The 26535-nt window shown below is 49.8% G+C and carries 19 protein-coding genes; 6 read left to right on the plus strand and 13 right to left on the minus strand.

Translation table 11 applies throughout. The annotated features are described in order from the left end of the window. Positions 1 to 159: 159 nt before the first annotated feature. Positions 160 to 1662: an ATP-binding cassette domain-containing protein gene (locus tag FPG75_RS00855; protein ID WP_143304603.1), complete on the minus strand. Its 1503-nt coding sequence runs from the start codon at positions 1660 to 1662 to the stop codon at positions 160 to 162. A gap of 92 nt (positions 1663 to 1754) precedes the next feature. Between FPG75_RS00855 and FPG75_RS00860 the strand changes: the two genes are divergently transcribed. Together FPG75_RS00860 and FPG75_RS00865 are read left to right on the plus strand one after the other, a co-directional pair. After that, positions 1755 to 3104, plus strand: a complete 1350-nt coding sequence (locus FPG75_RS00860; RefSeq protein ID WP_143304604.1) for a M28 family metallopeptidase — start codon at positions 1755 to 1757, stop codon at positions 3102 to 3104. A 10-nt stretch (positions 3105 to 3114) separates the two neighbouring features. Next, positions 3115 to 3585 (plus strand): GNAT family N-acetyltransferase, encoded by a 471-nt coding sequence (locus FPG75_RS00865; RefSeq protein ID WP_143304605.1) that lies wholly within the window; start codon positions 3115 to 3117, stop codon positions 3583 to 3585. 146 nt (positions 3586 to 3731) lie between these two features. Here FPG75_RS00865 and FPG75_RS00870 read toward each other — a convergent pair whose 3' ends face one another. From FPG75_RS00870 to FPG75_RS00890, 5 genes are all read right to left on the minus strand, one after another. Next, the gene (locus FPG75_RS00870; protein ID WP_143304606.1) at positions 3732 to 4520 is read right to left on the minus strand and encodes a DUF6048 family protein; all 789 of its coding nucleotides are present in this window, start codon (positions 4518 to 4520) and stop codon (positions 3732 to 3734) included. Further along, entirely contained in the window at positions 4483 to 4959 is a 477-nt protein-coding gene (locus FPG75_RS00875) for a DUF6452 family protein (RefSeq protein ID WP_143304607.1), read from the minus strand. The genes FPG75_RS00870 and FPG75_RS00875 overlap by 38 nt, the downstream gene beginning before the upstream one ends. A 24-nt stretch (positions 4960 to 4983) precedes the next feature. After that, a complete protein-coding gene (uvrA, locus tag FPG75_RS00880; RefSeq protein WP_143304608.1) occupies positions 4984 to 7866 on the minus strand; it encodes an excinuclease ABC subunit UvrA in 2883 nt (960 codons plus the stop codon). 182 nt (positions 7867 to 8048) lie between these two features. Then, the gene (gene fabF, locus FPG75_RS00885) at positions 8049 to 9311 is read right to left on the minus strand and encodes a beta-ketoacyl-ACP synthase II (RefSeq protein ID WP_143304609.1); all 1263 of its coding nucleotides are present in this window, start codon (positions 9309 to 9311) and stop codon (positions 8049 to 8051) included. A gap of 194 nt (positions 9312 to 9505) precedes the next feature. After that, positions 9506 to 10576 carry a fatty acid desaturase family protein gene (locus tag FPG75_RS00890; protein WP_143304610.1) on the minus strand — a complete coding sequence of 357 codons (1071 nt, stop codon included), beginning with the start codon at positions 10574 to 10576 and terminating at the stop codon, positions 9506 to 9508. A gap of 261 nt (positions 10577 to 10837) precedes the next feature. On the opposite strand from FPG75_RS00890, the gene FPG75_RS00895 reads away from it, so the two are divergent. The 4 genes from FPG75_RS00895 (at position 10838) to FPG75_RS00910 (ending at position 17253) form a co-directional block, all read left to right on the plus strand. Next, the gene (locus FPG75_RS00895; protein WP_143304611.1) at positions 10838 to 11854 is read left to right on the plus strand and encodes a LacI family DNA-binding transcriptional regulator; all 1017 of its coding nucleotides are present in this window, start codon (positions 10838 to 10840) and stop codon (positions 11852 to 11854) included. Positions 11855 to 12025: 171 nt separating this feature from the next. Next, a complete protein-coding gene (locus FPG75_RS00900) occupies positions 12026 to 14317 on the plus strand; it encodes a GH92 family glycosyl hydrolase (protein WP_143304612.1) in 2292 nt (763 codons plus the stop codon). Positions 14318 to 14523: 206 nt separating this feature from the next. Then, positions 14524 to 16806 carry a GH92 family glycosyl hydrolase gene (locus FPG75_RS00905; protein ID WP_143304613.1) on the plus strand — a complete coding sequence of 761 codons (2283 nt, stop codon included), beginning with the start codon at positions 14524 to 14526 and terminating at the stop codon, positions 16804 to 16806. Between the two features lie 147 nt (positions 16807 to 16953). Next, the gene (locus FPG75_RS00910) at positions 16954 to 17253 is read left to right on the plus strand and encodes a hypothetical protein (protein WP_143304614.1); all 300 of its coding nucleotides are present in this window, start codon (positions 16954 to 16956) and stop codon (positions 17251 to 17253) included. Between the two features lie 106 nt (positions 17254 to 17359). Here the strand turns inward: FPG75_RS00910 and FPG75_RS00915 are convergent, their stop codons facing one another. From FPG75_RS00915 to FPG75_RS00945, 7 genes are all read right to left on the minus strand, one after another. After that, complete coding sequence (locus FPG75_RS00915) at positions 17360 to 20770, minus strand: ThuA domain-containing protein (RefSeq protein ID WP_143304615.1); 3411 nt, start codon at positions 20768 to 20770, stop codon at positions 17360 to 17362. A gap of 11 nt (positions 20771 to 20781) precedes the next feature. Then, positions 20782 to 21498, minus strand: a complete 717-nt coding sequence (locus tag FPG75_RS00920; protein ID WP_143304616.1) for a ThuA domain-containing protein — start codon at positions 21496 to 21498, stop codon at positions 20782 to 20784. A gap of 90 nt (positions 21499 to 21588) precedes the next feature. Continuing rightward, the gene (locus FPG75_RS00925; protein WP_143304617.1) at positions 21589 to 22305 is read right to left on the minus strand and encodes a 3-keto-disaccharide hydrolase; all 717 of its coding nucleotides are present in this window, start codon (positions 22303 to 22305) and stop codon (positions 21589 to 21591) included. A gap of 27 nt (positions 22306 to 22332) precedes the next feature. Next, the gene (locus FPG75_RS00930; RefSeq protein ID WP_143304618.1) at positions 22333 to 22743 is read right to left on the minus strand and encodes a c-type cytochrome; all 411 of its coding nucleotides are present in this window, start codon (positions 22741 to 22743) and stop codon (positions 22333 to 22335) included. A gap of 115 nt (positions 22744 to 22858) precedes the next feature. Beyond that, on the minus strand, positions 22859 to 23914 hold the full coding sequence (locus FPG75_RS00935) for a sugar phosphate isomerase/epimerase family protein (RefSeq protein ID WP_143304619.1): 1056 nt from the start codon (positions 23912 to 23914) through the stop codon (positions 22859 to 22861). A gap of 24 nt (positions 23915 to 23938) precedes the next feature. Continuing rightward, positions 23939 to 25102, minus strand: a complete 1164-nt coding sequence (locus tag FPG75_RS00940) for a Gfo/Idh/MocA family protein (protein WP_143304620.1) — start codon at positions 25100 to 25102, stop codon at positions 23939 to 23941. 20 nt (positions 25103 to 25122) lie between these two features. After that, positions 25123 to 26397, minus strand: coding sequence for an MFS transporter (locus FPG75_RS00945; RefSeq protein ID WP_143304621.1), 1275 nt, complete (start codon positions 26395 to 26397; stop codon positions 25123 to 25125). Between the last annotated feature and the right edge of the window lie 138 nt (positions 26398 to 26535).

Consider the following 26535-nt stretch of genomic DNA (forward strand, 5'->3'; position numbering starts at 1 on the left):
ACCACTGATCAATGACAGGGCTGCTATCAAGACGAATAGAGCAGCTACAGCGAATAACCGTTTTGTTGGGTGCATCAGGAGAGGATTATGGTGATTAACTATTACGTGGCGAATGTCGGAAATTTCCTGTAAAGATGCATAAGAAGGCTCACTGCCTGCTTATGCATCTTTACTGAAAACCTTTCCTTTGGCGAGGCGCAGGTATTTATTTACGCAGTTGGGCAGCTCTTCTTCATAGTGGGTAACATATACCAGGGTAATGGGCATGTGCAGGCAGAGTTGTTCTATCACTTGTTTGAAGTGTGATTTCTGTTGTGCATCAAGGCCCTGGCAGGGTTCATCGAAGATGAGCAGCGGCGGATTTTTGACGAGGGCACGCGCCAGCAAGGCCAGACGTTGTGCGCTTTCCGGCACCTGCTTGAAGGGATCTGCGGCATGCGCCGCAATGCCGAGTACTTCTATCCAGTCTTTGGCGATGGCCTGTTGTGCAGCAGTAGCGGGCCTTGTGCTGCCAATAACATCAGTAAAGCCGGAGCATACCACTTGCAGGCAGTTATCGCGGGAACCGAAATACTGATGCAGTTCAGGGGATACGAAGCCTATTTTTTTCTTGATATCCCAGATGCTTTCACCCGTGCCACGGCGGCGGTCGAACAGCCACAGCTTGTTGGCGTATGCCTGTGGATTGTCGCCATTCACGAGGCTTAGCAGCGTGGATTTGCCAGCGCCGTTATGGCCGAGCAGCGCCCATTTTTCATTGGGCAGCACGGTCCAGTTGATGCCATCCAGGATCAGGTGTTCCCCGTATTTGATACGTATATCTTCCATATGGATGATGCGCTCAAATGCAGGCGTGGACTGATTTCCAGCCAATGCGGCGATCTTTTCGGCTTCCATGGGCGGCAAGGTTACTTCAGGAGCTGCGGGTAAAGGCAGCTGTACAAACTCATTGCGTGTATACTTGCCCGTTATACGGCCGTTGTCAAGCGTGAGCACATGTGTGATGTGCTCCGGTATTTCATCGGGAGAAGTGACCAGCAGTACGGTGGCGCCATTGCGGATGATCTCATTGATCATCGCGCTGAAATCCTTGCGGGCCTGCACATCCAGCCCGATATAGGGATTATCGAGCATCAGCAGCTGCGGCTGTTGCAGCAGCGCTTTGGCGATCATGACGCGGCGGGTTTCGCCATTGGAAAGTTTGATCAGCCGCTTTTCCAGCAGGGGCGCGATCTGTAGCGGCTGCACCAGTGGCGGCACCGTGTTCACATCCAGGTATTCCTGCACGGTAGGCGAATTATCGGCATCCATGCTGTTGAAGCGTTGCTGATAATAGAAGTCTGTAGTGGTATTGGAAAGGTTCCGGAAAGTATGATGGTGGCCTACCATGGCCATCAGGTTGCGGTAGTTGAAATACGGGTCGGTGATGGTATGCCGGCTTCTCCATTCCTCATAAAAATGATAATGGATGCTGCCGTTGATGATATTGAATTTCCCCAGCAGGGTATTGAGCAGGGCGGTTTTACCCGCGCCACTGGGGCCGGTTACGGCCCATTGTTCTCCTTTATTAATCTGCCAGGAAAACTGGTCCAGCAGTGTTTTATCGAGGTACCTGGCGGTGATATGTTCCAATGAGAGGAACGGTTTGTAAGCGGCTTCCATGAATGATCCTGTTAGTCAAAGATGCATCTGTCGGGATAAAAATAGTAGTATTATTGGAAGCATCTATTAAATTTATAGCAAAGTTTACGCTTATGAAGAAAATCAGTTGCTTGCTCCTGTTCCTGGGGTGGGGATTATATAGTTATTCACAGCAGGTGGTACAGCGTGATCCGGTGATCGCCGGTATGGTATCCGAGGTGCGGGCCGACAGCCTGGAGCGCTATATTCATCAGCTGGTGGCTTTTGGCACCCGCAGCACCCTTAGCACGGTAACGGATAAACGCCGTGGCATCGGTGCAGCGCGTAATTGGGTACTGGAGCGTTTCAAATCCTGTATCCCCGCTTCCGGCGGCCGTCTCAGCGTGATGCTCGATACCGTTACCCTGCCGCCTGATGGTAAACGTATAGACGTTCCCGTTAACCTGGGCAATGTAATGGCCACCCTGCGCGGCGCCGATCCACAGGATAAACGCATCTATGTAGTGACGGGTCACCTCGACAGCCGCGCCACAGACGTAATGAACCGCGAGATAGCCGCTCCCGGCGCCAATGACGATGGCAGCGGCGTAGCCGCCCTCATCGAAATGGTACGGGTGATGAGCAAACAGGCATTTCCTGCTACCATTGTATTTGTAGCCGTGAGTGGCGAAGAGCAGGGCCTCAACGGCTCCGATCATCTCGCCGCCAAAGCCGCCGCTGAAAACTGGCAGGTAGATGCCATGCTCAACAACGATATGATCGGTCAAAATTCTTCCAGCGAAACTAACCTGCACGACAATACGAAAGTGCGCGTGTTCAGTGAAGGAATTCCCGCCACCGCTGATGAAAAGCAACTGGCATTCATCCGCCAGACGGGCATGGAAAACGACGGAAAGGCCCGCCAGCTGGCACGTTACATCAAAGAAACCGGCGAGCGTTATGTGGATAACCTCACTGTGATGCTCATTTACCGCAACGACCGTTTCCTGCGCGGCGGCGATCACACGCCCTTTGTGCGCCGCGGCATGACAGCCGTACGCATCACTGATATGTACGAAAACTACGATCACCAGCACCAGGATATCCGCAAAGAAAACGGCATCCAGTACGGCGACTTGCCCGAGTTCATGGACTTTGAATATCTCCGCAAGAACACAGCGCTGAACCTGTCGGTGCTGGCCAGTTTGGCCAGCGCGCCCTCCGTGCCGCAAGACGTGAAACTGGATGTAAAAGAGCTGACCAATAAAAGCCGCCTTTACTGGACAGCGCCGCAGAACGGCAAGCCTAAAGGTTACTATGTGCTGATCCGTGAAACCAGCAGCCCGGTATGGCAGCGCAAATTCTTCACCACCGCTACAGAACTGACCATTCCGTATTCAAAAGATAATTACCTTTTCGGTGTACAATCCGTTGGGGACAATGGCGCTGAAAGTCAGGCCATCTTCCCTGGTATCGGAAAATAAAATTTTTGCTATGCGTTGGGAAACAAAAGATTTTCAAACATTGAGCGTTACGGAACTCTACGCCATCCTGCATTTGCGCAGCGAGGTGTTTGTAGTGGAGCAAAACTGCGCCTATCAGGATATGGATAATTCAGACCAGAAAGCCCTCCACTTGTTGGGATATGACGAAGAAGGCCGCCTGGCCGCCTATACGCGTCTTTTCAAGGCGGGCATCAAATTTAAGGAGGCTTCTATCGGTCGTGTGGTGACGGCTCCCTTTGCCCGTGGCAAGGGCGCGGGCCGCGCACTGATGGTGCAATCCATTAATGTATTGCAAGCGCAATATGGCGTGCAGCCCATCCGGATCGGCGCACAGCAGTATTTGCAAAAGTTTTATGAATCCTTAGGGTTTGAACAGGTAAGCGATACTTATCTGGAAGATGGCATTCCGCATATCGAGATGCTGCGCGAAGGTGGTTTTACTCAGGATTATAATGATTAAAAGGATTACCAGGATTTTTTTTACAGGATTAAAAAAGGATTCGCGAAGATCGATTCGAATGATCTTCGCGAATCCTTTTTTAATCTTTATAAATCCTGTAAAAAAATCCTGGTAATCCTTTTAATCATTATAATCCTGAGTAAAATTTACCGCTTTGGAATCTTCTTCTTGGTATCGGGTGCGTGATAATGCTCTTTGATACGATAGAACGGTATTACATATGACACTGTATACTGCACATCAAACACAGAACGCTTGTTGCCGCGGCCAAAGCCGGGAATGGTGAGTGGTGTGATCTCGTCTGTTTTTACGGAGTTGAGCAGTATGCGTTCACGGATATTCCAGCCGAGGAAAAAGTTTTTCAGCACTTCTGTTTTGAGCCCTAGCACCAGTTCAATCCAGTGGGCATTGGCATTGGTTTTAGGGTAGCTGCCTTTGATTTTGTCGCCCCAATAAGAGTTGGAGATTGTATAGGTAGGTATCTCGTAGTTGAAATGAGAGAAGCCGTAGCGGATGCCGCCGAAGAACATGTTTTTTTCTGAGGGGTATTGCCTTTTCAGAAAATTGTAGTCGATGCCGAGGGTTACGAAAGCGCCATTACCTTTATAGGTGTAGCTGCTATCGCTGTAGGGCGTGGTGGCGTATCCGCCTTCGAAAGCGGCATATAGCCTGGGATTGAGGCGTGCGTCGGCTACTACCGTTATTTCTTTCCGGTAAGGATAGAAGATGGCGTTCACAACGCGACTAACGTCTACGCCTATACGCAATCCACCGGGGATATACCAGGAACTGTCTTTTACAGGCACAACAACCGGCACCTTCGGGTGTGAGGTGTCTGCCGGCCTGGCGGCGGGGGCAACAGGTTTTACCTGTGCCCTGGCGCTGAGTCCGAGCAGGCTACTCAGTAAAAAAGTATAGATAAAGATGCGTGTCATTACTGCTTGTTACTGACTTTTGAAGAATTTGTACCGAGTCCACTGTATGCCGGGTGGAGATGACGGTGTCGAGCATAAAATAGGTGCCGAAACCGCATCCCGGTGAGATGAAATGCGGTTGGCGTTTATACCTGAACGTTAGTGTGTCGGCCACGAGGGCGGAATCCACTTTCACCACAAAACGGGCCGTATCAGCTATGGGCGACAGTGGCAGAAAGATAGCGCTGGTACGCTGCACTTTCAGGATGGTATCCCTGTTAAGCGCCAGGGTGGTCACTTTGGGCATGGTGGTATCCCACACTTTCCCGAGACTGTCGCGCCGGAAAACGATATGTGTATCGGTACGCAGCGTCTGGTCGCATACCTTGGTTTCATTCTCACAGGCAATAAAGCCTGCCAGCAATGCCACGCTAAGAAGTATCTGATAAATGCTTTTCATGCCTTGGTTTCGGTTGGCAATATATTAAATTCCCAGCTCCTTTTTGAGGAATCGGGCGGTATGGCTATCCTTGCAGGCGCTCACCTGTTCCGGCGTGCCTGTGCAAAGGATGGTGCCGCCGCCTCCGCCGCCTTCAGGGCCGAGGTCCACGATGTAATCCGCCATCTTGATCACATCCAGGTTATGCTCTATGACCAGTACAGTATTGCCACGGTCCACCAATTTACCCAGTACGTTCATCAACAGTTGAATATCCTGGAAATGCAGACCTGTAGTAGGTTCATCGAGTATATAGATGGTTTTACCGGTATCTTTTTTAGACAGCTCCGTGGCCAGTTTCACACGCTGCGCTTCGCCACCGCTCAGCGTTACGGCCGACTGTCCCAGGGTGATATATCCCAAACCCACTTCCTGCAAGGTTTTGATCTTGCGGTAGATCCAAGGTACCGGTTGAAAAAATTCTACGGCTTCATCTACCGTCATATCCAATACATCGGAGATAGATTTGCCTTTGTAGCGTATTTCCAGCGTTTCACGATTGTAACGGCGGCCATTACATTTTTCGCAGTGCACATATACGTCCGGCAGGAAGTTCATTTCGATCACGCGCATACCACCACCTTCACAAACATCACAGCGGCCGGTTTTTACGTTGAAAGAAAAGCGGCCTGCGTTGTAGCCGCGGATCTTGGCTTCCGGCACCTGTGCAAACAGGGTGCGGATATCCGTAAAGAAGCCACAGTAAGTAGCCGGATTGCTGCGCGGCGTACGGCCGATGGGCGATTGATCGATCTCTATCACCTTGTCGATATGCTCCAGGCCTTTGATGCTTTTGTAGGGCATCGGCACCAGTTTGGAATCGTAGGCGTGTTTGGAAAGGATCGGATACAGTGTTTCGTTGATCAGCGTAGACTTGCCACTGCCGGAAACGCCGGTCACGCAAATGAAGGTGCCGAGCGGCAGTTTGATGCTCACATTCTTCAGATTGTTGCCGGTGGCGCCTTTCAGCTCAAGGAAGTTGCCATTGCCTTTGCGGCGTTCGGCTGGTATTTCCATGGCGCGCTGGCCATTGAGATAGCCCGCTGTGGGTGTATTGAGTTTCAGTATTTCTTCAGGAGTACCCTGCCCGATGATCTGGCCGCCGTGAATACCGGCGCCAGGGCCGATATCCACGAGATGATCTGCATGCAGCATGATGTCTTTGTCGTGCTCCACTACGATCACGGTATTACCCATCTCTTTCAGGTTGCGCAGCGCATCGATGAGTTGCATATTGTCGCGCTGATGCAGCCCGATGCTGGGCTCATCAAGGATATACGTAATGCCCATCAGCTGTGAGCCGATCTGCGTGGCGAGGCGGATACGTTGCGATTCGCCGCCGCTGAGCGTGCGGGTAGGCCTGTTCAGGGTGAGGTAGTTCAAACCCACGTTGAGCAGGAATCCCAGGCGTTCGCGGATTTCTTTCAGGATATCTTTCGCAATAACATTCTGTTTATTTTCAAGACGGTCTTCGATGTGGCTGAACCATTGGAACAGTTTGTCGAGGTCCATATTGCCCAGTTCCGCGATGTTCTTCTCATCTACTTTGAAGAAGAGGCTTTCTTTTTTCAGGCGGGCGCCGTTACATTCCGGGCAGGTGCTGAGTTTCATGAAACCTTCGGCCCAGCTGCGGACGTAGTCGGAAGAGCTGTCGTTGAAATAGCGGCGCACCATATTCACTACGCCCTCATATTCGGCGGATGGCGTTTCACCATTGCCATTGCTATCGGAGAAATCCATATCCACTTCCAGTTTGCCGTTCTCGTCGCCGAAGAGGAGCATGTTGAGGGCTTTCTGAGGGATATCGGAGATGGGCGCGGTAAGGGAGAATTTATATTTCTTCGAGAGTTGCTGTACCTGTTTGAAGGTGAAGGTATCGCGGGCTTCTCCAAGTGGTTTAAGGCCGCCATCGTTGAGGGATACGCTGTAATCGGGGATCACTTCATCCATATCGATCTGGTAGATGGTGCCAAGGCCCTTGCATCGCGGGCAGGCGCCATAGGGAGAGTTGAAGGAGAAGGTATTGGGCGATGGCTCTTCGTACGACAGGCCGGTATCTTCACACATCAACTGTTTACTGTACTGGCTGATCTTTCCGCTGTCGTTATCCATAATGAAGAGCAGCCCTTTGCCCATGGTGAGGGCTTTCTGGACGCTCTGGCTGATGCGCACGCGGGCATCTTCCTGCACCTGTATGCGGTCTATCACCAGTTCAATATCGTGTATCTTGTAACGATCTACCTGCATTCTTTCTTTCAGGTCGAGTATCTCGCCGTCTACACGAACTTTGAGATATCCCTGTTTGCGGACCTGTTCGAAGAGTTCGCGGTAATGCCCTTTACGGCCGCGGATAAGCGGCGCGAGCACCACAAGTTTTTTCTTGTTGTAATGTTTGAAGAGATGTTCGATGATCTCTTCTTCCGAGAAGCGCGTCATGCGCTTGTTGGTATTGTAGGAGTAGGCGATACCTATGCGCGCATATAGCAAGCGGAGGAAATCGTATATCTCCGTGATGGTGCCAACGGTAGACCGTGGATTTTTGTTGGTAGTTTTTTGTTCGATGGAGATGACGGGAGATAGTCCGGTGATCTTGTCCACGTCGGGCCTTTCCATATCGCCGATGAACTGGCGCGCGTAGGCGGAAAAGCTTTCCATATAGCGGCGCTGGCCTTCCGCGTAGATGGTATCGAATGCCAGCGATGATTTGCCGCTGCCGCTGATACCGGTAATTACCACCAGTTTATTCTTAGGTAATTGCAGGTCCAGGTTTTTCAGGTTATGCTCCCTGGCGCCAAATACAGCGATCTGATCGTCTGCCGGAAGCGTTTCTGCTGCAACAACGGGTACATTCTCTTTTTTCTTTGCCATAAGTCTTTACAGTCCACTAGCTACGTTCACGTGTTAAATGAATAGTTTCCAGGTTAGCAGCATCTTGAGAAACAGGTGAACGGTGAACAGGAATTAAGCTACTAAATTACGAATTACGGATTAAAAATTACGGCCCTCACGATATCGTGAGGGCCGTAATTTTATAAATAGCAATTATAACCTTATGCTTTATATTTTTTGAACACGACGATGGCGTTGTGGCCGCCGAAGCCGAAAGTGTTGCTCATGGCGATGTTCACCGGACGTTGCTGTGCTTTGCCGAGGGTGAGGTTCAGGTTGGTGGGGATACCTTCGCCGAGTTCTTTGGTATTGATAGTTGGCGGAACGATATCTTCCTGGGTTGCTTTAATACAGGCGATGGCTTCAATAGCGCCGGCAGCGCCCAGCAGGTGGCCTGTCATGGATTTGGTGCCGCTGATATTGAGTTTTTCCGCATGTTCGCCGAAGGCGGTTACGATGGCTTTCAGTTCGCTGATATCGCCAACAGGTGTGGAGGTGGTGTGGGTGTTGATGTAATCCACATCGGCAGTAGTGATGCCGGCATCTTCCAGTGCCTGCTCCATACCGAGTCTGGCGCCGAGGCCTTCCGGATGGGTAGCGGTGAGGTGATAGGCGTCGCAGGTCATGGCGCCGCCGATCATTTCACCATAGATGGTAGCACCTCTTTTTACAGCGTGCTCATATTCTTCGAGGATGATAGCGCCAGCGCCTTCGCCCATTACAAAACCATCACGGTCAGCATCGAAAGGACGGGAAGCGGTAGACGGATCATCATTGCGGGTAGACAATGCTTTGAGGGCGTTGAAGCCGGCGATGCCCGCACGGGTAACCGGAGCTTCGGAGCCGCCGGCCACAATTACGTTGGCTTTGCCCAGGCGGATGTAGTTGAAAGCGTCCACCAGTGCGCTGCTGGAAGAAGCGCAGGCAGAAACTGTACAGAAGTTGATACCCATGAAACCGTATTTCATCGCTATCTGTCCGGCAGCGATGTCAGAGATCAGTTTCGGAATAAAGAAAGGGTTGAATTTAGGCACAAAGTTGCTCTGTGTAAATTCCACGATCTGTTCTTCGAAGGTGAGCATGCCACCGTTGCCGGAAGCCCAGATCACGCCTATTTTTGTTTTGTCAATTCTTTCCTTGTCGAGGCCGGCATCTATCACCGCTTCATGCGCCGCTGCCATGGCATACTGCGTGAAGTTGTCCATTTTGCGGGCTTCTTTCTTCTCCATGTATTTCTCCACATCAAAATCCTTCACTTCACAGGCAAACTTGGTCTTGAATTCAGTTGTGTCGAACTTGGTGATCGGACCAGCGCCACTTACGCCAGCCTTCAAGTTGCTCCAAAAAGTATTTACATCATTCCCGATAGGAGTTAGTGCTCCCAGGCCGGTAACCACAACCCTTTTCAGTGTAACAGTACGCATATTTTTTACTTTAATAAAAAAAGTTAGAGCGCAAATTTAGTTACTTATTGTTATGAATAAGCATATTCATTAAGATAATATCACATAACTTTCAGCGAGATCGTTCGAAATGTAGTGTGGTGGCTGATTTGATCCGATTTTACGATGTTAAAAATAAAGGGCAGCCAATCTGGCTGCCCTTTATTTCAATTATGTTACGCCGCTGCCAGCGAGGGTTCCGGCGCCACGGCTATACGCTGTGTTCTCTTTTTCAGGAAAGAAATGATTTCTGCATCGGAAGAAAATTTATTCCCGATATCCACAAAATGTTTGGCCAGCAGGTCATAGCGTTTAGACATCAGCCATAGCCATACGTGCAGGAAGTGGATACCGTCGAATACAATGGCGTCATTATTTACATACTCTTGCAAGGTGTTGCGGAAAAATACCGGGTGCTCGGTCCAGTGCATAGACGGTTTTATGTGGTGGCTGATATGATAGCCATCATTCCAGCACTTGTGGTTATATTTTGTATTGATACAGGTGATGCTGTTCATGTACGGATTTTCCGGCGCTTCAGCGGAGATGAACGCATGTTGCGCCCAGTTGCCCACCATCATAATAATACGGGAGATGATGAAGGGGAGAATGAAAACCACGAAAGTAGCGGGGAAGTTGATGAACGACAACCCGATGCAACCTGCAATGAACAGGAGCTCGCCACGTACAGAGCGCATGAGCAAACGCTTCCGCTTCTTGCGCACGAAATACATCGCCAGGTGATAGATACCGGCAAAAATGAAACTGCCCAGGTAATGCAGGAAGCCACGCAGTGAATCACGCTGGTACGACATTGTGGAGCTTTCATCTTCCGGCATATTATTTTCGGGATGGTGCATCCCGATATGATGACTGTAATACGTCTCCGGCGTTTGCCCGAATAATGGGCCGATCACCCAGGGGAGGTAGTGGTTGAGCAGCTGGTACTTGCGGTCAAAGAAAACGCGGTGACTGGTGCAATGCAGCATCAAACCAAAAGGACCTTTGAATACCACATTATTAAAGTACTGGTAAGCGATAGCGGCTATCCACCATATCCATCCGTTCACATTGGGCAGGTACAGCAATATTGCCAAAGGCCATAAGGTAAAGGTGATCCTTAATGTCAGGTACACAAACGGAAGATCGCGTTCATCTTTGATAAAGCGCTTGAAAAAACGATCCATGACTGATTCCTGTTCTGGTTTCACATACACAGGGTCCGAAAGTTGCAAAAGTTGCTTCATAATATTACAGTGTAAGTTGGCTGCTCCAGTACTACCAGTTGTTACATGGCATGAAATCGCCGGTTTAAACTACGATAACGAACGCTCATCTCTCATTATTATCCAGCTATGGCTCAATATACGCATTTTAACAGGGGTTTAGCAGTTATTTCCCTTTATTTTGGTAATTTTCGCCGCAGCATACCGGAGTAATTCCGGGAAATGGCAACATATGCACGTGTCACGGTATGCAGTGAAATCAATCAAATCACTTTCAGGAACATGAAGAGACTGACCCTCAAAGATGTGGCTAAAATGGCCGGGGTAGCGCCTTCCACGGTATCGTTCGTGCTGAATGGCAAGGGAAAGCAGATGCGCATCCGCGATGAGGTATCCGCGAAGATCATGCAGGTAGTGGAGAAATCCGGCTACGAACCCCATCGTGTGGCAGTGAACCTGCGCACCGGCCAATCGAAAACTTTAGGCCTCATCGTAGAAAGTATTTCGGGCAGCTTTTTCGCCAGTCTTGCCAAGACCATCGAAACGGAAGCAGAGAAGATGGGCTACAACGTGGTGTATTGCAGCACGGAAAACAATGCTCAGAAAGGAGGAGAACTGATACGCATGCTGGGGCGCCAGATGGTAGACGGTTACCTGATCACGCCCGCTCCAGGTATGGAAAAGGAGATACAACAACTCGTTAACCAGCACAAGCCCGTTGTGCTGATGGATAGCTACTTTCCAGCCATTAAAGCGCCTTATGTGCTTGTCGATAATTTCAATGGCGTGATGCAGGGCATGGAACACCTGATCAAAAAAGGATTTAACAAGATCGCTTTTGTAACGGTAGATGTGAAGCTCATCCAGCTGGACGAGCGTCTGCGCGGCTATACGAGCGCCCTCAAAAAACATCATATCCCCTATAAAAAGAAATTCGTTCATCAGCTGCAATACCACCGCCAGCGCGAAGATTCATTGAAAGAGCTGCAAGCCTTTATCGAAAACAATCCCGAAATAGATGCGATCTTTTTCGCTACCAACTATCTCGGTATCCTCGGACTGGAAGCTATCGGCCATCTCGGGCTGCGCATGCCGCAGGACCTGTCGGTGATCTGTTTCGACGACCATGATATCTTCCGCCTGTACCCTCCCGGTATTTCGGTGATCGAACAACCCATAGAAGGGATCGCCCGCACCGCGATAGAACTGCTGATGCACCAGCTGGACAAACGCCGCGGGCCCGCCAAAAGCACGCAGGTGGCCCTTCCCGGCCGCTTTATTATCCGGGGATCTGCCTGAGCAGCTCTCCCCGGAAAAAATTTCCGGAATATTGACAAATGATCAGAAAATATTTATACTTTTAATTCCAGGCTTAGTGAGAGATAGTAATAGAAGGATTCTCAAGAATCTTTTTTTTAGATACCTATGCTAAATCGATTTTGTAAAAAGTTTTCCATTATAAAAGCAAGTATGAAAAAAGTTGGATTGTTAGCAGCCGCTTTATTAGGTTTGCATGCCGCCCAGGCACAAACCGTTAATAAGGTCACCGAACCGGTGGAATGGGTGAACACCCTGATGGGCACGGATTCTAAAGTGAGTTTATCGAACGGTAACACCTATCCCGCCATCGCCCTCCCCTGGGGCATGAATTGCTGGATGTCACAGACAAATGTAATGGGCAACGGATGGGCATATCAGTACACCGCCGACAAGATCAGAGGCTTCAAACAAACGCACCAACCTTCTCCCTGGATCAACGACTATGGCCAGTTTGCTGTAATGCCCGTAACAGGCAACGTGAAATATAATCAAAATGCGCGCGCCAGCTGGTTCTCCCATAAATCAGAAACAGCGAAACCTTACTATTACAGCGTATACCTCGCCGATCCGGATGTGACCACCGAGATCACTCCCACGGAAAGGGCCGCACAACTGCGTTTCACCTATCCCGCCACCGACAGCGCCTTCCTCGTGGTAGACGCTTTCGATAAAGGCTCTTATATCAAGATCATCCCGCAGGAAAAAAAGATCATCGGCTACACCACTAAAAACAGTGGCGGCGTACCATCTAACTTTAAAAATTATTTCGTCATCTATTTTGATAAACCATTCACGGTAGCCCGCACCTGGCACGACTCGGTGCTGTCGCTCAACAAACTGGAAGAGCAGGCCGACCACAGCGGCGCCGTAGTAGGCTTCCGCACCGCGAAAGGTGAAAAGGTAACCATCAAAACCGCTTCCTCTTTCATCAGCTTTGAACAGGCAGAACTGAACCTGCAACGCGAAATCGGCAACGATGCTTTTGATGTCACCCGTCAGAAAGCAAAAGATATATGGAACAAAGAGCTTGGCCGTCTTGCCATAGAAGGCGGCTCGCCCGAACAAGTGCGCACCTTCTATTCTTCACTGTACCGTGTATTGCTCTTCCCGCGCAAGTTCTATGAGCTGAATGCTAAAAATGAAGTGGTACATTACAGCCCTTATAACGGACAAACCCTGCCCGGCTATATGTTCACCGACAATGGCTTCTGGGACACCTTCCGTGCCGTACATCCTTTCTTTACACTGATGTATCCCAAGCTCAGCGCACACATCATGGAAGGACTGGCCAACGCCTATAAAGAAAGCGGCTGGCTGCCGGAATGGGCCAGCCCCGGCCATCGCGATTGCATGGTAGGTTCCAACTCCGCCTCCCTCATTGCCGATGCTTACCTGAAAGGCATCCGCGGGTATGATATCAACACGCTCTACGAAGCCATCCTGAAAAATACAGAAAACGAAGGCCCGCTCAGCTCTGTAGGCCGCCTCGGCGTAAAATACTATAACACCTTAGGCTATATTCCCTACGATGTGAACATCAACGAAAATGCCGCCCGTACACTGGAATATGCCTATGATGATTTCACCATCCTCCAGCTGGCCAAAGCCCTGAAACGCCCGCAGGCAGAGATCGAGCGCTTTACCAAACGCTCCCAGAATTTCCGCAATCTCTTCGATCCGGAAACAAAACTGATGCGAGGTAAAAATAAAGACGGCAAATTCGCCACACCTTTCAACCCCTTCAAATGGGGCGATGCCTTCACAGAAGGCAACGCCTGGCACTATACCTGGTCTGTATTCCACGATATTAATGCGCTGTCTGACCTGATGGGAGGCAAAGACCAGTTTGTGAAGATGCTGGATTCGGTTTTCAATATGCCACCCGTATTCGATGAAAGCTACTATGGCACCGTGATCCACGAGATCCGTGAAATGCAGATCATGAACATGGGCCAGTATGCGCACGGCAATCAGCCCATCCAGCACATGATCTATCTTTATAACTATGCCGGCCAACCCTGGAAAACACAATACTGGGTGCGCCAGGTAATGGAGAAATTGTACAAAGCTACACCTGATGGTTATTGCGGTGATGAAGATAATGGCCAAACTTCCGCCTGGTATGTGTTTTCAGCGATGGGCTTCTATCCTGTTTGTCCGGGTACGCAGCAATATGTGCTCGGCACGCCGCTCTTCTCCAAACTCACTCTCACGATGGAAGATGGTAAGAAGATGGTGATCTCTGCACCTGGCAATAGCGATAAAAACCTGTATGTGCAAAGTGCAGCGCTTAACGGTCAGGCATATACGAAAAACTGGATCGGCCACGATGATCTGCAAAAAGGAGGATCACTTGTTTTCAAAATGGGCGCTACCCCTGAAAAGACAAGAGGCACACAGCCTGCGGCCTATCCGTATTCTTATTCAACAGCCAATAAATAACGGCATAGAAATGGTCTCTAAACGATTTCATTGTTCACTGTAAATGATTCATCCCGATTCTTCGGGATGTAATTTTTCACGCAAAGCAGCGTAAGGAGCAAAGCAGCCAAGAGCGCGCGAAGCGCGCAGATAAAATAAGCAAGTGCGCCCTTTGCAGCTTTGCTCCTTACGCTGCTCTGCGTGAAATAAAACAAAAAACATTCAACATGAAAAAGGTATTGCTGCCTGTTCTCTTATTTGCCTTACATGCTGCTTCTGCACAGGAAAATGTATTGCAATATGTAAAACCGATCACCGGTACGCAACGCATGGGTCATACGTATCCCGGTGCTACTGTGCCTTTCGGCATGGTGCAGCTCAGCCCTGATACTGATACGATCCCCTACGAAATGAATGGCAAATACAATCCGGATGTGTATAAGTACTGCGCTGGCTATCAATATGAAGATAAAACCATCGTGGGTTTCAGTCATACGCATTTCAGCGGTACCGGTCATTCCGACCTGGGCGATTTCCTCATCATGCCTACCGTGGGCAAACTGCAACTCAATCCTGGTACGGCGGATCATCCGGAGAATGGCTACCGCTCTGTGTTTTCACATAGTACAGAAGTGGCGGAACCAGGATATTATAAGGTGAAGCTGGAAGATGATAACATCCTTGCAGAGCTGACCGCCAGCAACCGTGTGGGCTTTCATCAGTATACCTTCCCCGGTACCGGGCAGGCACATATCATCCTGGATATGATGGCCGGCATCTACAATTATGAAAATAAAAATGTCTGGTCTTTTATCCGCGTGGAGAATGATACGCTGGTAACGGGTTTCCGGCAAACTAACGGTTGGGCACGTACGAGAATTGAATACTTCGCAATGGTATTCTCCAAACCGATCAGGCATTACGGCCATCAGAACTACGCCAAAGATGTGTACAAAGGTTTCTGGCGTAAGTTCGACCAAACAAAGGATTTCCCGGAGATGGCCGGCAAACAGATACGCGCCTGGTTCGATTTCGATACCAAACCCGGTGAAAAGGTGCAGATCAAATTTGCATTGTCGCCCGTAAGCACGGAAGGCGCATTAAAGAACCTCGCCGTAGAAATTCCCGGCTGGAACTTCGAACAGGTAAAGCGCGATGCGCAGGCCCTCTGGACAAAAGAGCTCAACAAGATACACATCGAATCATCCAGTAAAGAAGAGAAAGAGAACTTCTACACCGCTATGTACCATGCTTTCATCAATCCTACTACTTATATGGATGTGGATGGCAATTATCGCGGGCTGGATATGAACATTCATAACGCCAAAGGATATACGAACTATACTACCTTTTCTTTATGGGATACCTATCGCGCGCTGCACCCCTTGTTCAATGTGGTGCAGCCGGCGCGAAACGCGGATATGATACAGTCGATGCTCCATCATTTTGATCAGAGCGCACAGCATATGCTGCCGGTATGGGCGCATTATGCCAATGAAAACTGGTGCATGATCGGCTACCACAGCGTGGCCGTGATCGCCGATGCGATCATGAAAGGCAACACGCCTTTTGATGTTAATAAAGCCCTTGATGCCTGCGTTACCACTGCCCGTCACCGCAACTACGACGGCCTCGGCTATTACATTGATGGCGGCTATGTGCCGGAAGATAAAAACGGTTCTTCCGTTTCCAAAACATTGGAGTACGCTTATGATGACTGGTGTATTGCGCAAGTGGCCAAAAAACTTGGCCGGAATGATATCTATGAAGAGTTTATCAAACGTTCGCTGAACTACAAAAATGTATATGATGCCACTACCGGCTTTATGCGGCCCAAGCTGAGCGACGGTACCTTCAAAAAAGATTTCGATGCGCTTCAAACCCACGACCAGGGCTTTATCGAAGGTAATGCCTGGAATTACAGTTTGTATGTGCCACAATATCCGGATGATATGGTAGCGATGATGGGAGGCAAGAAACAGTTTGCGCAACATCTCGATTCTTTATTCACCATGGAGTTGCCGGATAAATATTTTGCAGAAACGGAAGATATTACGAGAGATGGCATCATCGGCAATTACGTGCATGGGAATGAGCCTTCGCATCATGTGGTATATCTCTACAACAACACTGGTCAGCCCTGGAAAACACAGGAGCGCGTACGTATGATCCTGAAGAAGATGTATCACCCTGGTCCTGATGGCCTCGGTGGAAATGATGATTGCGGACAAATGAGCGCCTGGTATATTTTCTCTTCACTGGGCTTCTATCCCGTATGTCCCGGCTCTGACCGGTATGCGCTGGGCAGCCCGGCTGTAGACAAGGCTACGCTGCAATTGGAGAATGGACATACCTTCATTGTGGACGTAAAAAATCAAAGCGACAAGCATATATATGTACAGCAGGTGTTGTTGAATGGTACGCCATTGAACCGGCTATACCTTACTCACAGCGAGATTATGAACGGCGGCACGCTCACATTCCTGATGGGAGCGAAACCAAAAAAATAGCAACAGTGAATCAATCGTCAACAAAGAGGTTGCCCGGAAGGGCAGCCTTTTTTGTTTTAAGACACGATAAATTTCGTTAAAATAAAAAGAGGGAGGTGTGTTGTTTTATTTAAATTCAGGTATTGTTTAACCTGAAAATCCACCTTTATGAGAAAGTTGATTGTTTGTGCCCAGGCCGCCCTGGTAGCATGTTTGGTGCTGCTCGTTGTTTACGCAGGTAAAGAGGCCTATGCCACCAAGCCCGCGAGGGATTGTACCAATTGTTATGATGTTGACAGAAAATGCATCAATGGGCAATGCGTAATTGGCAGGAGGGTGAATACTTCCAGCACACGTCTTCCTGATGGAAGATATAAATGTGTGTATCACTATTTATTCCCGGACGGCTCAGTGAGCACTATCCTCACAGATTATAACGTAGCGCCTTGCCTTGTTGATGAGCCGTAATATTTAGCTATTTTATTATTTTGATATTTTGATATTTAGCCTCCAGGAATGTTTTCCCGGAGGCTAAATATCAAAATATCAAAATAAAAAATAGCTAAATAATCAACTATTTCAGTGTAAACGATACAATGCCCAGCCCTACTTTCTGTTCAGGCGATGTGGCCTTGAACTTGAAATAGAGTGCATGTTGTTTACCATCTGTGATGGGAGAGAAATTGATCGATGCCAGGTTAGGCGCTTTGGGCGCGGCTCCCGGACCGATGGTTACTTCGCCGAGTTTGGCGCCTTCGGCATTGTCGAGGAAGGCTTCCAGCACATAGCCCTGCTCTTGCGGTTCCTGCACCATGTACATCACTTCAATGCCACTTACATCGGTAAGGTCGAGTTTCTTATAGGCCACCCAGCCTTCGGCAGTGGCGGGTATCAGGAATTTCATGCCATTGGCATCAAACACAGCTACGCCATCAGCTTTGGCATAGACCGCCGCCGGCAGCTTGGGATTATGCAATTCTATTGTTGCAGTGCCTGTGATCGGCTTGATGCCCGGACCACCCTTATCGGTATAGCTGGCAAGTAAGTACAGCACGCCATTATCTTTCAACTCGTTGCCCAGGGTAGGATTCAGCGAGCCGCTAATCGGCAGGGAAGGCACTTTCGCCGTGGCGCCGCCAATGGAGTAAATGTATTCTACCAGCTGGCGCGCCTCGCCCATAGACAAGGTAGGATGAGCCGACATTGCCGTTTCTCCCCAAACACCGCCACCACCATTGATGATCTTTTTGGCCAGCGTTTCCGGAGCAGAAGGATCATTCTTATATTTTTCCGCTACTTGTTTGAAAGAAGGCCCGATGGATTTTTCATCCGGCTTATGACAGGTTTTACAATCGGAGGTTTCCATGATATTCTTTCCTGCAATGGCGCCGGTGATGATCTGGTGGCCTTGCTGCGGTACGGCGGCTTTGTCTGTACCCTGCACGTAGTCTGCCTTTACGAAGATGTTGTTCACATCCAGTTTGCCATCGGCGCTGTTACCATCTTCCTTGTCACTAACGGTAACGGCATAACGAACTTGTTTCCCCGGGAAATAAAACATCTGGTTGCCGCTGATATCAATTTTTACCTGCGGCGTTTCATTGCCGGCATACAGCGTAATTTCCTGGCTGCGTGTTTTCAGTCCTTTATCGTCGCTCACTTCTACAGACACCGTGTATTCACCAGCGGTAGTGTAGGTGTATTCTACCTGTGGCGTGGTGGTTTCTTTCTTGCTGCCATTGCCAAAATACCAGAGGTAGGTGAGCTTGTCGCCATCAGGGTCAACAGAACCTTCGGCGCTCAGTTTTACTTTGAAGGGCAGGCCGCCGGTGAGTTGATTTACGTGGATATTGGCTTTGGGCGCGCGGTTGCCGCCATTATAATCAATGCGGGAAAGAGCGGCGTCTATGTTTTTGCTGAACCAGCCGTTACCATATTCGAGTACATACAAACGGCCATCGGGGCCCATTTCCATATCGATAGGCGCATTAAGTTTAGTGCTGGGCATAAAGCGTTCCATCTTGGAGAAGTTCGCATCTTTGTCCATGGTAACCGCCATGATCCAGCCACGCATCCAGTCGTAGATGAACAGTTTGCCGTTATAATAATCCGGGAAACGGGTTTCTTTCGGATAGTATTCGCTGTAGTAAACCGGCCCTGCCTCTGCATTGCGGCCGCCGCTGCCTACGATCGGGAACTCGTCTGATTTGCCATAAGGATACCAGATGAAGGCCGGCACTGCGGGCGGCAATTGTTTCAGACCGGTGTTGTTGCGCGAATTGTTGATGGGCTTCGCGGGATCATAATACGGACCGCTTTCGCCGGTTTCGTAGTTATAGGCGCGATAAGGTTTGTTGTCGGCGATGAACAGCGGATAGCCGTAATAGCCGGGCTTCTTGGCCTGGTTCACTTCATCATAACCTCGTGGTCCGCGCAGGGAATCGTCGTTGTTGGCATCTGGCCCCACTTCTCCCCAATATACATATCCTGTTTTTCTATCTACAGAAATACGGTATGGATTACGCGTACCCATCGCAAATATTTCGGGTTTGGTATCCTTGGTGCCTTTCGGGAACAGGTTGCCGTCTGGAATGGTGTAGCTGCCATCAGCTTCTACTTTGATGCGCAGTATCTTTCCGCGGAGATCATTGGTGTTGGAGGAAGTACGGCGACCATCATATTGCAGGTGGCCGGGGCGGTCATCGGTAGGACCATAGCCTTTGCTCACATATTTCTGCCCGGGCTCGTCGAAAGGTGTGGTATTGTCGCCAGTAGAGAGGTACAACAGCTTATCTGGTCCGAAAGCAATAGAGCCGCCGGTATGACAGCAGATATTACGTTGAGAATAAAATTGCAGCACTATTTTTTCTGAAGACATATCCAGTTTGTCGTTCTCGAATTTAAAGCGGGATAACCTGTTTACAGAAGTATCTGCGGGAGAATAGAACAGGAACACATAGTGATTGTCTTTATAATCCGGATCAGCGGCCATACCGAGGAAACCCTCTTCAGCATTGACGTTGGGCACTTCTGTTTTGAAATATACTTTCAGGAATCCCACCTGCGATAATGACTTGGTGGCTTGTTTGTACAACATCAATTCGCCGCGGCGTTGCGCCACGAGGATATCGAGGTTGGGAAGGATGGTCATTTCTGTTGGTTCAAAGAACTGGCCGGAGGTGAGCACCGTTTTCGTGAAACGGTCTTCCGCAGGCACTCTCAGCGTAGTGGCTGCGCTGTAGTCGAGCACGCGGTTATCGCCGATGGCATATTTGATACCACCGAGGATATGTTTGAGGAAGAGGCTATCGGTATAGCATTCTTCTGTATGGCCCAGCGCTGTGTAGAAAGCGCGGCCGCCGTCGTATTCATGATACCAGCTCACGGGATGGTTGTTGTGCATGTTACCGCCTTCGTAGGTGGTTTCATCCACTTTCATCAGCACATGTGTGGTGGTGTCTACTTTTTTGAAATTGTACCATTCGTCGGTATGTTTCCAGTCTTCGGGAAGCCCTTTAGTGGCTTCGAAGTTTTTATCAATGATGTGAATGGTGGCGGGGTGTACGCCTGGCGGGTGGCTCTGGAAGTAGGCGCCGGCGAGGTGATTGTACCATCCCCAGTCGTATTCGGTATCGGTAGCGGCGTGTATGCCTGCATAGCCGCCGCCGGCCTGTATGTATCTTTCGAAATCAGCTTCCTGGTAATTGTTGAGCACATCGCCGGTGGTGTTGAGGAAGATCACGGCAGCATATTGAGCGAGGGTGTCTTCATTGAATTTATCGGCGTTCTCTGTGGTGTCAACGGCAAAGCCGTTGGCAGCGCCGAGTTTCTGGATGGCAGCGATGCCTGCGGGAATGGAGGCATGACGGAATCCCATGGTTTTGGTGAATACCAGTACCCTGGGTTTGCCGGTCCTTGATTTTTTACATCCTGCGCCGATGGCTACCAGCGCGGCTAAGAGCAATATCCTGATGGTATATTTCATATACAAACAATTTATTTGGTGATGCCTGCCGCATACTGGATACCACCAAGTATATGTTGCAGGTAAACGGGATCTTTATAGGACTCTTTGGTATGGCCCATTTCGGTATAGAATGAACGGCCGCCTTCAAACTCGTGATACCAGCACATCGGGTGGTTATCGCCGTTCTTGCCGCCTTCATAAGTGCTTTCATCTATCTTGATCAACACATGGATATCGGGGCTGATATCTTTAAAATTATACCATTCATCTTTACGTATCCATTCATCCGGCAGGTGCCTGGTAGCAGGATGATGATGGTCTATTACGCGCAATGTGGCTGTTTGCTGACGCGGATGACTGAGGAAATAAGCGCCCGACAGCTTGCCGTACCAGGGCCAGTCGTATTCCGTATCAGTGGCGGCGTGTATGCCCATGAAGCCGCCGCCTTTGTGGATAAAGGTTTGCAGGGCTACCTGTTGCGTGCTGTCGAGCACATCGCCGGTAGTGCAACTGAAGATCACCGCATCATATCTTTTCAGATTGGCGATGGTAAAGGCGCTGGCATCTTCTGTGGTATCTACCGCAAAACCATTGTCTTTGCCAAGCTGCATAATAGCTGCTTTGGCATCGGCAATACAATCATGGCGGAAGCCTTTGGTTTTGGAGAATACCAGCACACGGTACTTGTGTTTGGCATGCGCGCTGATAGCGGCTGCCAGTAATAAAAACGTGAGGAACTTTCTCATTTGTTTTAAACGTGGGAAGTTAAATATTAACAGCATTACGGTCCCGCGATGCCGCGGGACCGTAATGCCTGTTCTTGATACATATTGGCTTTACAGCGTCTTGATCTTGATGTCGCGGTACCATACTTTATCGCCATGGTCTTGCAGGGCGATGTGGCCTTTGGAATATTTGCCAAAGCCTTTCCAGGTTTTGAATTTGCTATTGGCTACCAGTTCATCCCACTCTGGCGTGCCCATCGTGGTTTCTACGGTTTTCACGCCATTGAGGATGAGGGTAAGATGACCATCTTTTTTGATGATCTTGGCGGTATTCCACTGGCCTACCGGCTTCACTGCTTTTTTAGCAGATTTTTTCAGATCATAGAGATCGCCTGCATTGTGTTTAACGATCTTTCCATCGGGATGTTTATCATCATCGAGCACCTGCATTTCAGGACCGGTGAGATAGGTAGCTTTGAACTCGGGATCTTCGTGTACGCTGAAGATGATACCACTGTTGCCGCCTTCAGAAATTTTCCATTGGAGGCTCAGTTCATAGTTTTCATATTCGTCGTTGGTAACGAGATCGCCGCCGGGAGCGCCTTTCTTTTTGGCTTCCTGGTCCAGTTCAAGCGCACCGTCTTTTACTTCCCATGCCGGGCTGGCGGTGGATTGAAGGTAGGTATGCCAGCCATTGGTGGTTTTGCCATCAAACAGCAGTTTCCAGCCTTCTTTTTTTTCTTTGGCAGTGAGGGCGTTGGGCTGCTGTGCAAATGCAGATGCACCTACAAAGGCCGCCAGCGCTGCCGTCATCATTATTTTTTTCATGCCGGTTTATTAACAGATGAACAATTGTTATTTGCCAACGGAGAGAATGTATCTCACCATTTCTTTTGCATCTTCTTTAGATACGTTGCTGTGCGGAAGCATGGCTACATCGCCCCAGTTGCCGGAGCCGCCTTTGATCACCTTATCTGCCAGCTTGTCAACATTCTCTTCTGTATTAGGATATTTACCTGCGATATCTTTCAGTGCAGGGCCTACCACTTTCATTTCTTCTTTGTGGCAGGTTTTGCAATCTGACTGATCCATCAGCAATTTGCCTTTGGCAGCGGGTTTGCCAGCATCTTTAGATACCATGGAGTTATCTGTAGCAGCGCTGTTTTCCTGGCCGCTGGTGGATGATTGTTCTTTCTTGTCTCCGCCTCCGCATGCTGCGAAGAATACTGCACTCAATATAAACGGCGCCAGATATCTCTTTTTCATTTTCGTATTTTTTTATTTTTTTATTTTTTGATTTGATTGGTCGTACTTCAATTAAATTCTCACATCCTCACATCCTTACATCCGTAAATTCTCACATCCTCACATCCGTAAATTCTCAAATCCCCAACACTCTTTTGTTGAAAGCGTCGTCTGTAGCGGCGCCGGCGAAATCGTCGAACGCCTTTTCTGTTACGCGGATGATGTGGCTCTTGATGAACGGAGCACCTTCGCGGGCGCCGTCTTCCGGATGTTTCAGGGCGCATTCCCATTCCATCACTGCCCATCCGGGGAAATCGTATTGGGTCAGTTTGCTGAATACGGATTTGAAATCCACCTGTCCATCACCGAGGGAACGGAACCTGCCGGGACGATCTACCCACGACTGATACCCGCCATAAACGCCGGAACGGCCGGTGGGATTGAATTCCGCGTCTTTTACGTGGAAGGCTTTTATCTTTTCGTGGTAGATATCGATGTATTCCAGGTAGTTGAGGCATTGCAGCACGAGGTGGCTGGGATCGTAGAGCAGGCAAGCGCGTTGATGGTGGCCGGTGGCTTCGAGGAAACGCTCGTAGCTGGCGCCATCATGCAGGTCTTCACCGGGATGGATCTCGTAGCATACATCTACGCCTTGCGCATCAAACTCATTGAGGATGGGCAGCCATCTTTTGGCGAGTTCGGCGAAGCCGGCTTCTACCAGTCCTGCAGGGCGTTGCGGCCATGGATACATGGCTGGCGCCCAGAGCAACGCACCGCTGAAAGTGGCGTGGGCGTTGAGTCCCAGGTTACGGCTTGCTTTGGCGGCATACTTCAGCTGCTCTACTGCCCAGGCTGTGCGTGCCTGTATATTATTGTGATATTGCGCCGGCGCAAAGCCGTCGAACATCTCTGTGAATGCCGGGTTAACGGCCACCAGCTGGCCTTGCAGATGGGTGCTCAGCTCCGTGATCTCCATCCCCGCTTCGTTTACGATGCCTTTGATCTCATCTGCATAGGTCTTGCTTTCCGCTGCCTTTTGCAGATCGATCAGGCGCGTATCCCAGCTGGGGATCTGTACGCCTTTGAAACCTAGTCCTGCCGCCCATTTACAGATAGCCGGCAAACTGTTGAAAGGCGCTGCATCACCCATGAACTGCGCCAGAAAAATACCAGGGCCTTTTATCGTTTTCATATAGTCGTGATAGTTAGTAGTGTATTAAATCTCGAAAGCGGTCCATTTGGTATCGCTTTGCGAAGACCGTACCACATTGTCGATGAATGCCATGCCGCGCACGCCATCATCTACGCTGGGGAAATCCAGTGATTCCGCTGCGGGGGCTACGCCGTCAATTTTGGCTGACAGTGTTTGTGCGAAGTTGCGGTAGAGGTTACCGAATGCTTCGAGATAGCCTTCCGGATGGCCTCCCGGCGTGCGGGTATTGTGGGTCATGTAGCTCGACTGGAACGAATATCCGCCGCCTGCGCGATAGATTTCGGTGGGTTTATCCAGCCATTTTACCAGCAGGGTATTGGGTTCGTGTTGTGCCCATTCGAGGCCGCCTTTCTCGCCATAGATGCGGATCTTCAGCGCATTCTCTTCGCCTGCGGCCACCTGCGATGCCATCAGCACACCGGCAGCGCCGTTGTCGAAACGCATCAGCACACCGCCATCATCATCGAGGGCGCGGCCTGGTACGAGCACATTGAGATCGGCACAAAGTTTTTCCACTTTAGCGCCGCTGATATATTCGGCAAGGTTAAAGGCATGTGTGCCGATATCGCCCATAGCGCCGGCTTTACCGGATTTTTTAGGATCTGTTCTCCAGGCTGCCTGTGCATTGCCTTCGCGTTCGCTCAGTTTGCTGAGCCATCCCTGCGGATATTCTACCCATACTTTGCGGATCTTGCCGAGGTCGCCGTTCTTCACCATCTGGCGTGCTTGTTTTACCATGGGATAACCCGTATAGGTATGTGTGAGCAACAGGGTGAGGCCGGTGGCTTCCACCTTTGCTTTCAGCTGTTTGGCTTCTTCCAGGGAGAAGGTGATCGGTTTTTCGATCACTACGTTGAAACCTTTGTCCAGCGCCATCATGGCGGGTTCAAAGTGAGCGAAGTTAGGCGTAACGATGGTGACGAAGTCGAGCCGTTTATCTGCCGGCATCGCTGCTTCTTTTTCCAGCATTACTTTAAAGTCGGTGTACGTACGTTCGGGATCGAGGAAAAGCATTTTGCCTGATTCCACGGCGATCTCGGGGTTTACGCTGAGAGCGCCTGCCACGAGTTCTATCAATCCGTCCATATTGGCGGCGATGCGGTGGATAGCGCCGATGAAAGCGTCTTTACCACCTCCGATCATTCCCATTCTTAGCTTGCGTGTCATAATATCAATGAGCTTTGGATTTATACGATTTGTACTTCAGGTTTTTTACGGTTGCGCATGTAGAAGAAAAGCACGGTGAAGGCCACGATCAGGATGAGAGGGATCACCAGCGTTACCTTGATGATCTCGGGGCCTGCCACTGCCTGCGCCTGGCCGAATGCCACTGCTTCCGGCGTGCCGGCGGCGGCGGTGCGGTAGGCGCCAAGGTTCGTGCCTGCGGGCAATTGCTTCGCGATGATAGAATCATAGAATCCGCCCATGAAGAACATGTAAACGGATACGGCAAACATACCGGCGCCGCCAACGAGGTTCATGCCGAGCGCGCCGGAAGCCGGGATGTTTTCAGATACGAAACCCAGCATGGTAGGCCAGAAATAAGTGACGCCGATACCGAAGATAAAGGCGGCAACAAATATCATGCTGCCGGATACATGTGAAAGCATATATAATCCCAGTGCAGAGAATATCGCGGAGAAAAGCAATACGCCTGTTGGCGAGATGCGGTGCACCACGGGGCCTGCCACGCCTCTTCCCAGCGTTTGCACACCTGCGGTGAGCGCAAGTATCAGGATGGAATTATCTGTCACATTCTTCAACAATACATCTATCCACTGACCGGTGAAAAGCTCTGTGATGGCGGTGCCGAACATGAGTATCACCATGACGATAAAGAGCGGGGAAGCAATGGCGCGATACATTTCCTGTGAGGAGATGCCGGAAGCGACCCTTTCTGTTACCGGGAAATCGAGTTGGAAAAAGAGATAACCATAGATGAGGGTGGGGATGATCATAGTGGCTACCTGTACCTGCCAGCTGAGGCCGAGATGGCTGAGGAAGAATACCAGCAAGGTGCCCACTACGATACCACCGGGGAACCACAGGTGAAAGTGATTCAGTTTGGTGGTTTTGTTATTCGGGAAGATGGTGGCCACGAGCGGGTTACAGGCCGCTTCTACGGTACCATTGGCCATGCCGATGAACAGGGTGGAGATGAACAAGGGCCAGAATCCTGTGGCGAATATCGTCAGTACAATACCTGCGAGATGCAGGATGAAAGCCGCCAGCAGCAAGCGTTTCATACCGATAATATCTACCACAAAACCCCCGATGATCACTGCGAGCGGAAATCCCCAGAAGGCGGTGCCGGTGATGATGCTAAGCTGGCGCGCATCCAGGTTGAAATCGGCGCCGAGCTTGCCCAGTATACCTGCACGGATACCGAACGACAGTGATGTTACTAAAAGCGCCATACAACTGGCTACAAATAATTTCTGTGGCTGAATCGCCTTTGCCATAAACGTGGAGTTTTGTGTAAAAGTTTGATTGCTTTAAAAGCGTTAATTTATAAAAAGAATTTCCATATTTCCATCTTTTTGTGGCCGGTGGCTGTTTTTTTAGAAAAATTTCATCTACCAATATACCGCCCCTACGGG

The organism is Chitinophaga vietnamensis, assembly GCF_902167635.1.
GTDB classification, from domain to species: domain Bacteria; phylum Bacteroidota; class Bacteroidia; order Chitinophagales; family Chitinophagaceae; genus Chitinophaga; species Chitinophaga vietnamensis.

What these genes read in the sequence shown, in the direction of transcription:
- fabF (WP_143304609.1), bottom strand. Translation starts at nt 9,311, where the DNA reads ATGCGTACTGTTACACTGAAAAGGGTTGTGGTTACCGGCCTGGGAGCA.
- FPG75_RS00900 (WP_143304612.1), top strand. Translation starts at nt 12,026, where the DNA reads ATGAAAAAAGTTGGATTGTTAGCAGCCGCTTTATTAGGTTTGCATGCC.
- FPG75_RS00935 (WP_143304619.1), bottom strand. Translation starts at nt 23,914, where the DNA reads ATGAAAACGATAAAAGGCCCTGGTATTTTTCTGGCGCAGTTCATGGGT.
- FPG75_RS00920 (WP_143304616.1), bottom strand. Translation starts at nt 21,498, where the DNA reads ATGAGAAAGTTCCTCACGTTTTTATTACTGGCAGCCGCTATCAGCGCG.
- FPG75_RS00860 (WP_143304604.1), top strand. Translation starts at nt 1,755, where the DNA reads ATGAAGAAAATCAGTTGCTTGCTCCTGTTCCTGGGGTGGGGATTATAT.
- FPG75_RS00915 (WP_143304615.1), bottom strand. Translation starts at nt 20,770, where the DNA reads ATGAAATATACCATCAGGATATTGCTCTTAGCCGCGCTGGTAGCCATC.
- FPG75_RS00945 (WP_143304621.1), bottom strand. Translation starts at nt 26,397, where the DNA reads ATGGCAAAGGCGATTCAGCCACAGAAATTATTTGTAGCCAGTTGTATG.
- FPG75_RS00910 (WP_143304614.1), top strand. Translation starts at nt 16,954, where the DNA reads ATGAGAAAGTTGATTGTTTGTGCCCAGGCCGCCCTGGTAGCATGTTTG.
- uvrA (WP_143304608.1), bottom strand. Translation starts at nt 7,866, where the DNA reads ATGGCAAAGAAAAAAGAGAATGTACCCGTTGTTGCAGCAGAAACGCTT.
- FPG75_RS00890 (WP_143304610.1), bottom strand. Translation starts at nt 10,576, where the DNA reads ATGAAGCAACTTTTGCAACTTTCGGACCCTGTGTATGTGAAACCAGAA.
- FPG75_RS00895 (WP_143304611.1), top strand. Translation starts at nt 10,838, where the DNA reads ATGAAGAGACTGACCCTCAAAGATGTGGCTAAAATGGCCGGGGTAGCG.
- FPG75_RS00865 (WP_143304605.1), top strand. Translation starts at nt 3,115, where the DNA reads ATGCGTTGGGAAACAAAAGATTTTCAAACATTGAGCGTTACGGAACTC.
- FPG75_RS00870 (WP_143304606.1), bottom strand. Translation starts at nt 4,520, where the DNA reads ATGACACGCATCTTTATCTATACTTTTTTACTGAGTAGCCTGCTCGGA.
- FPG75_RS00905 (WP_143304613.1), top strand. Translation starts at nt 14,524, where the DNA reads ATGAAAAAGGTATTGCTGCCTGTTCTCTTATTTGCCTTACATGCTGCT.
- FPG75_RS00925 (WP_143304617.1), bottom strand. Translation starts at nt 22,305, where the DNA reads ATGAAAAAAATAATGATGACGGCAGCGCTGGCGGCCTTTGTAGGTGCA.
- FPG75_RS00875 (WP_143304607.1), bottom strand. Translation starts at nt 4,959, where the DNA reads ATGAAAAGCATTTATCAGATACTTCTTAGCGTGGCATTGCTGGCAGGC.
- FPG75_RS00855 (WP_143304603.1), bottom strand. Translation starts at nt 1,662, where the DNA reads ATGGAAGCCGCTTACAAACCGTTCCTCTCATTGGAACATATCACCGCC.
- FPG75_RS00930 (WP_143304618.1), bottom strand. Translation starts at nt 22,743, where the DNA reads ATGAAAAAGAGATATCTGGCGCCGTTTATATTGAGTGCAGTATTCTTC.
- FPG75_RS00940 (WP_143304620.1), bottom strand. Translation starts at nt 25,102, where the DNA reads ATGACACGCAAGCTAAGAATGGGAATGATCGGAGGTGGTAAAGACGCT.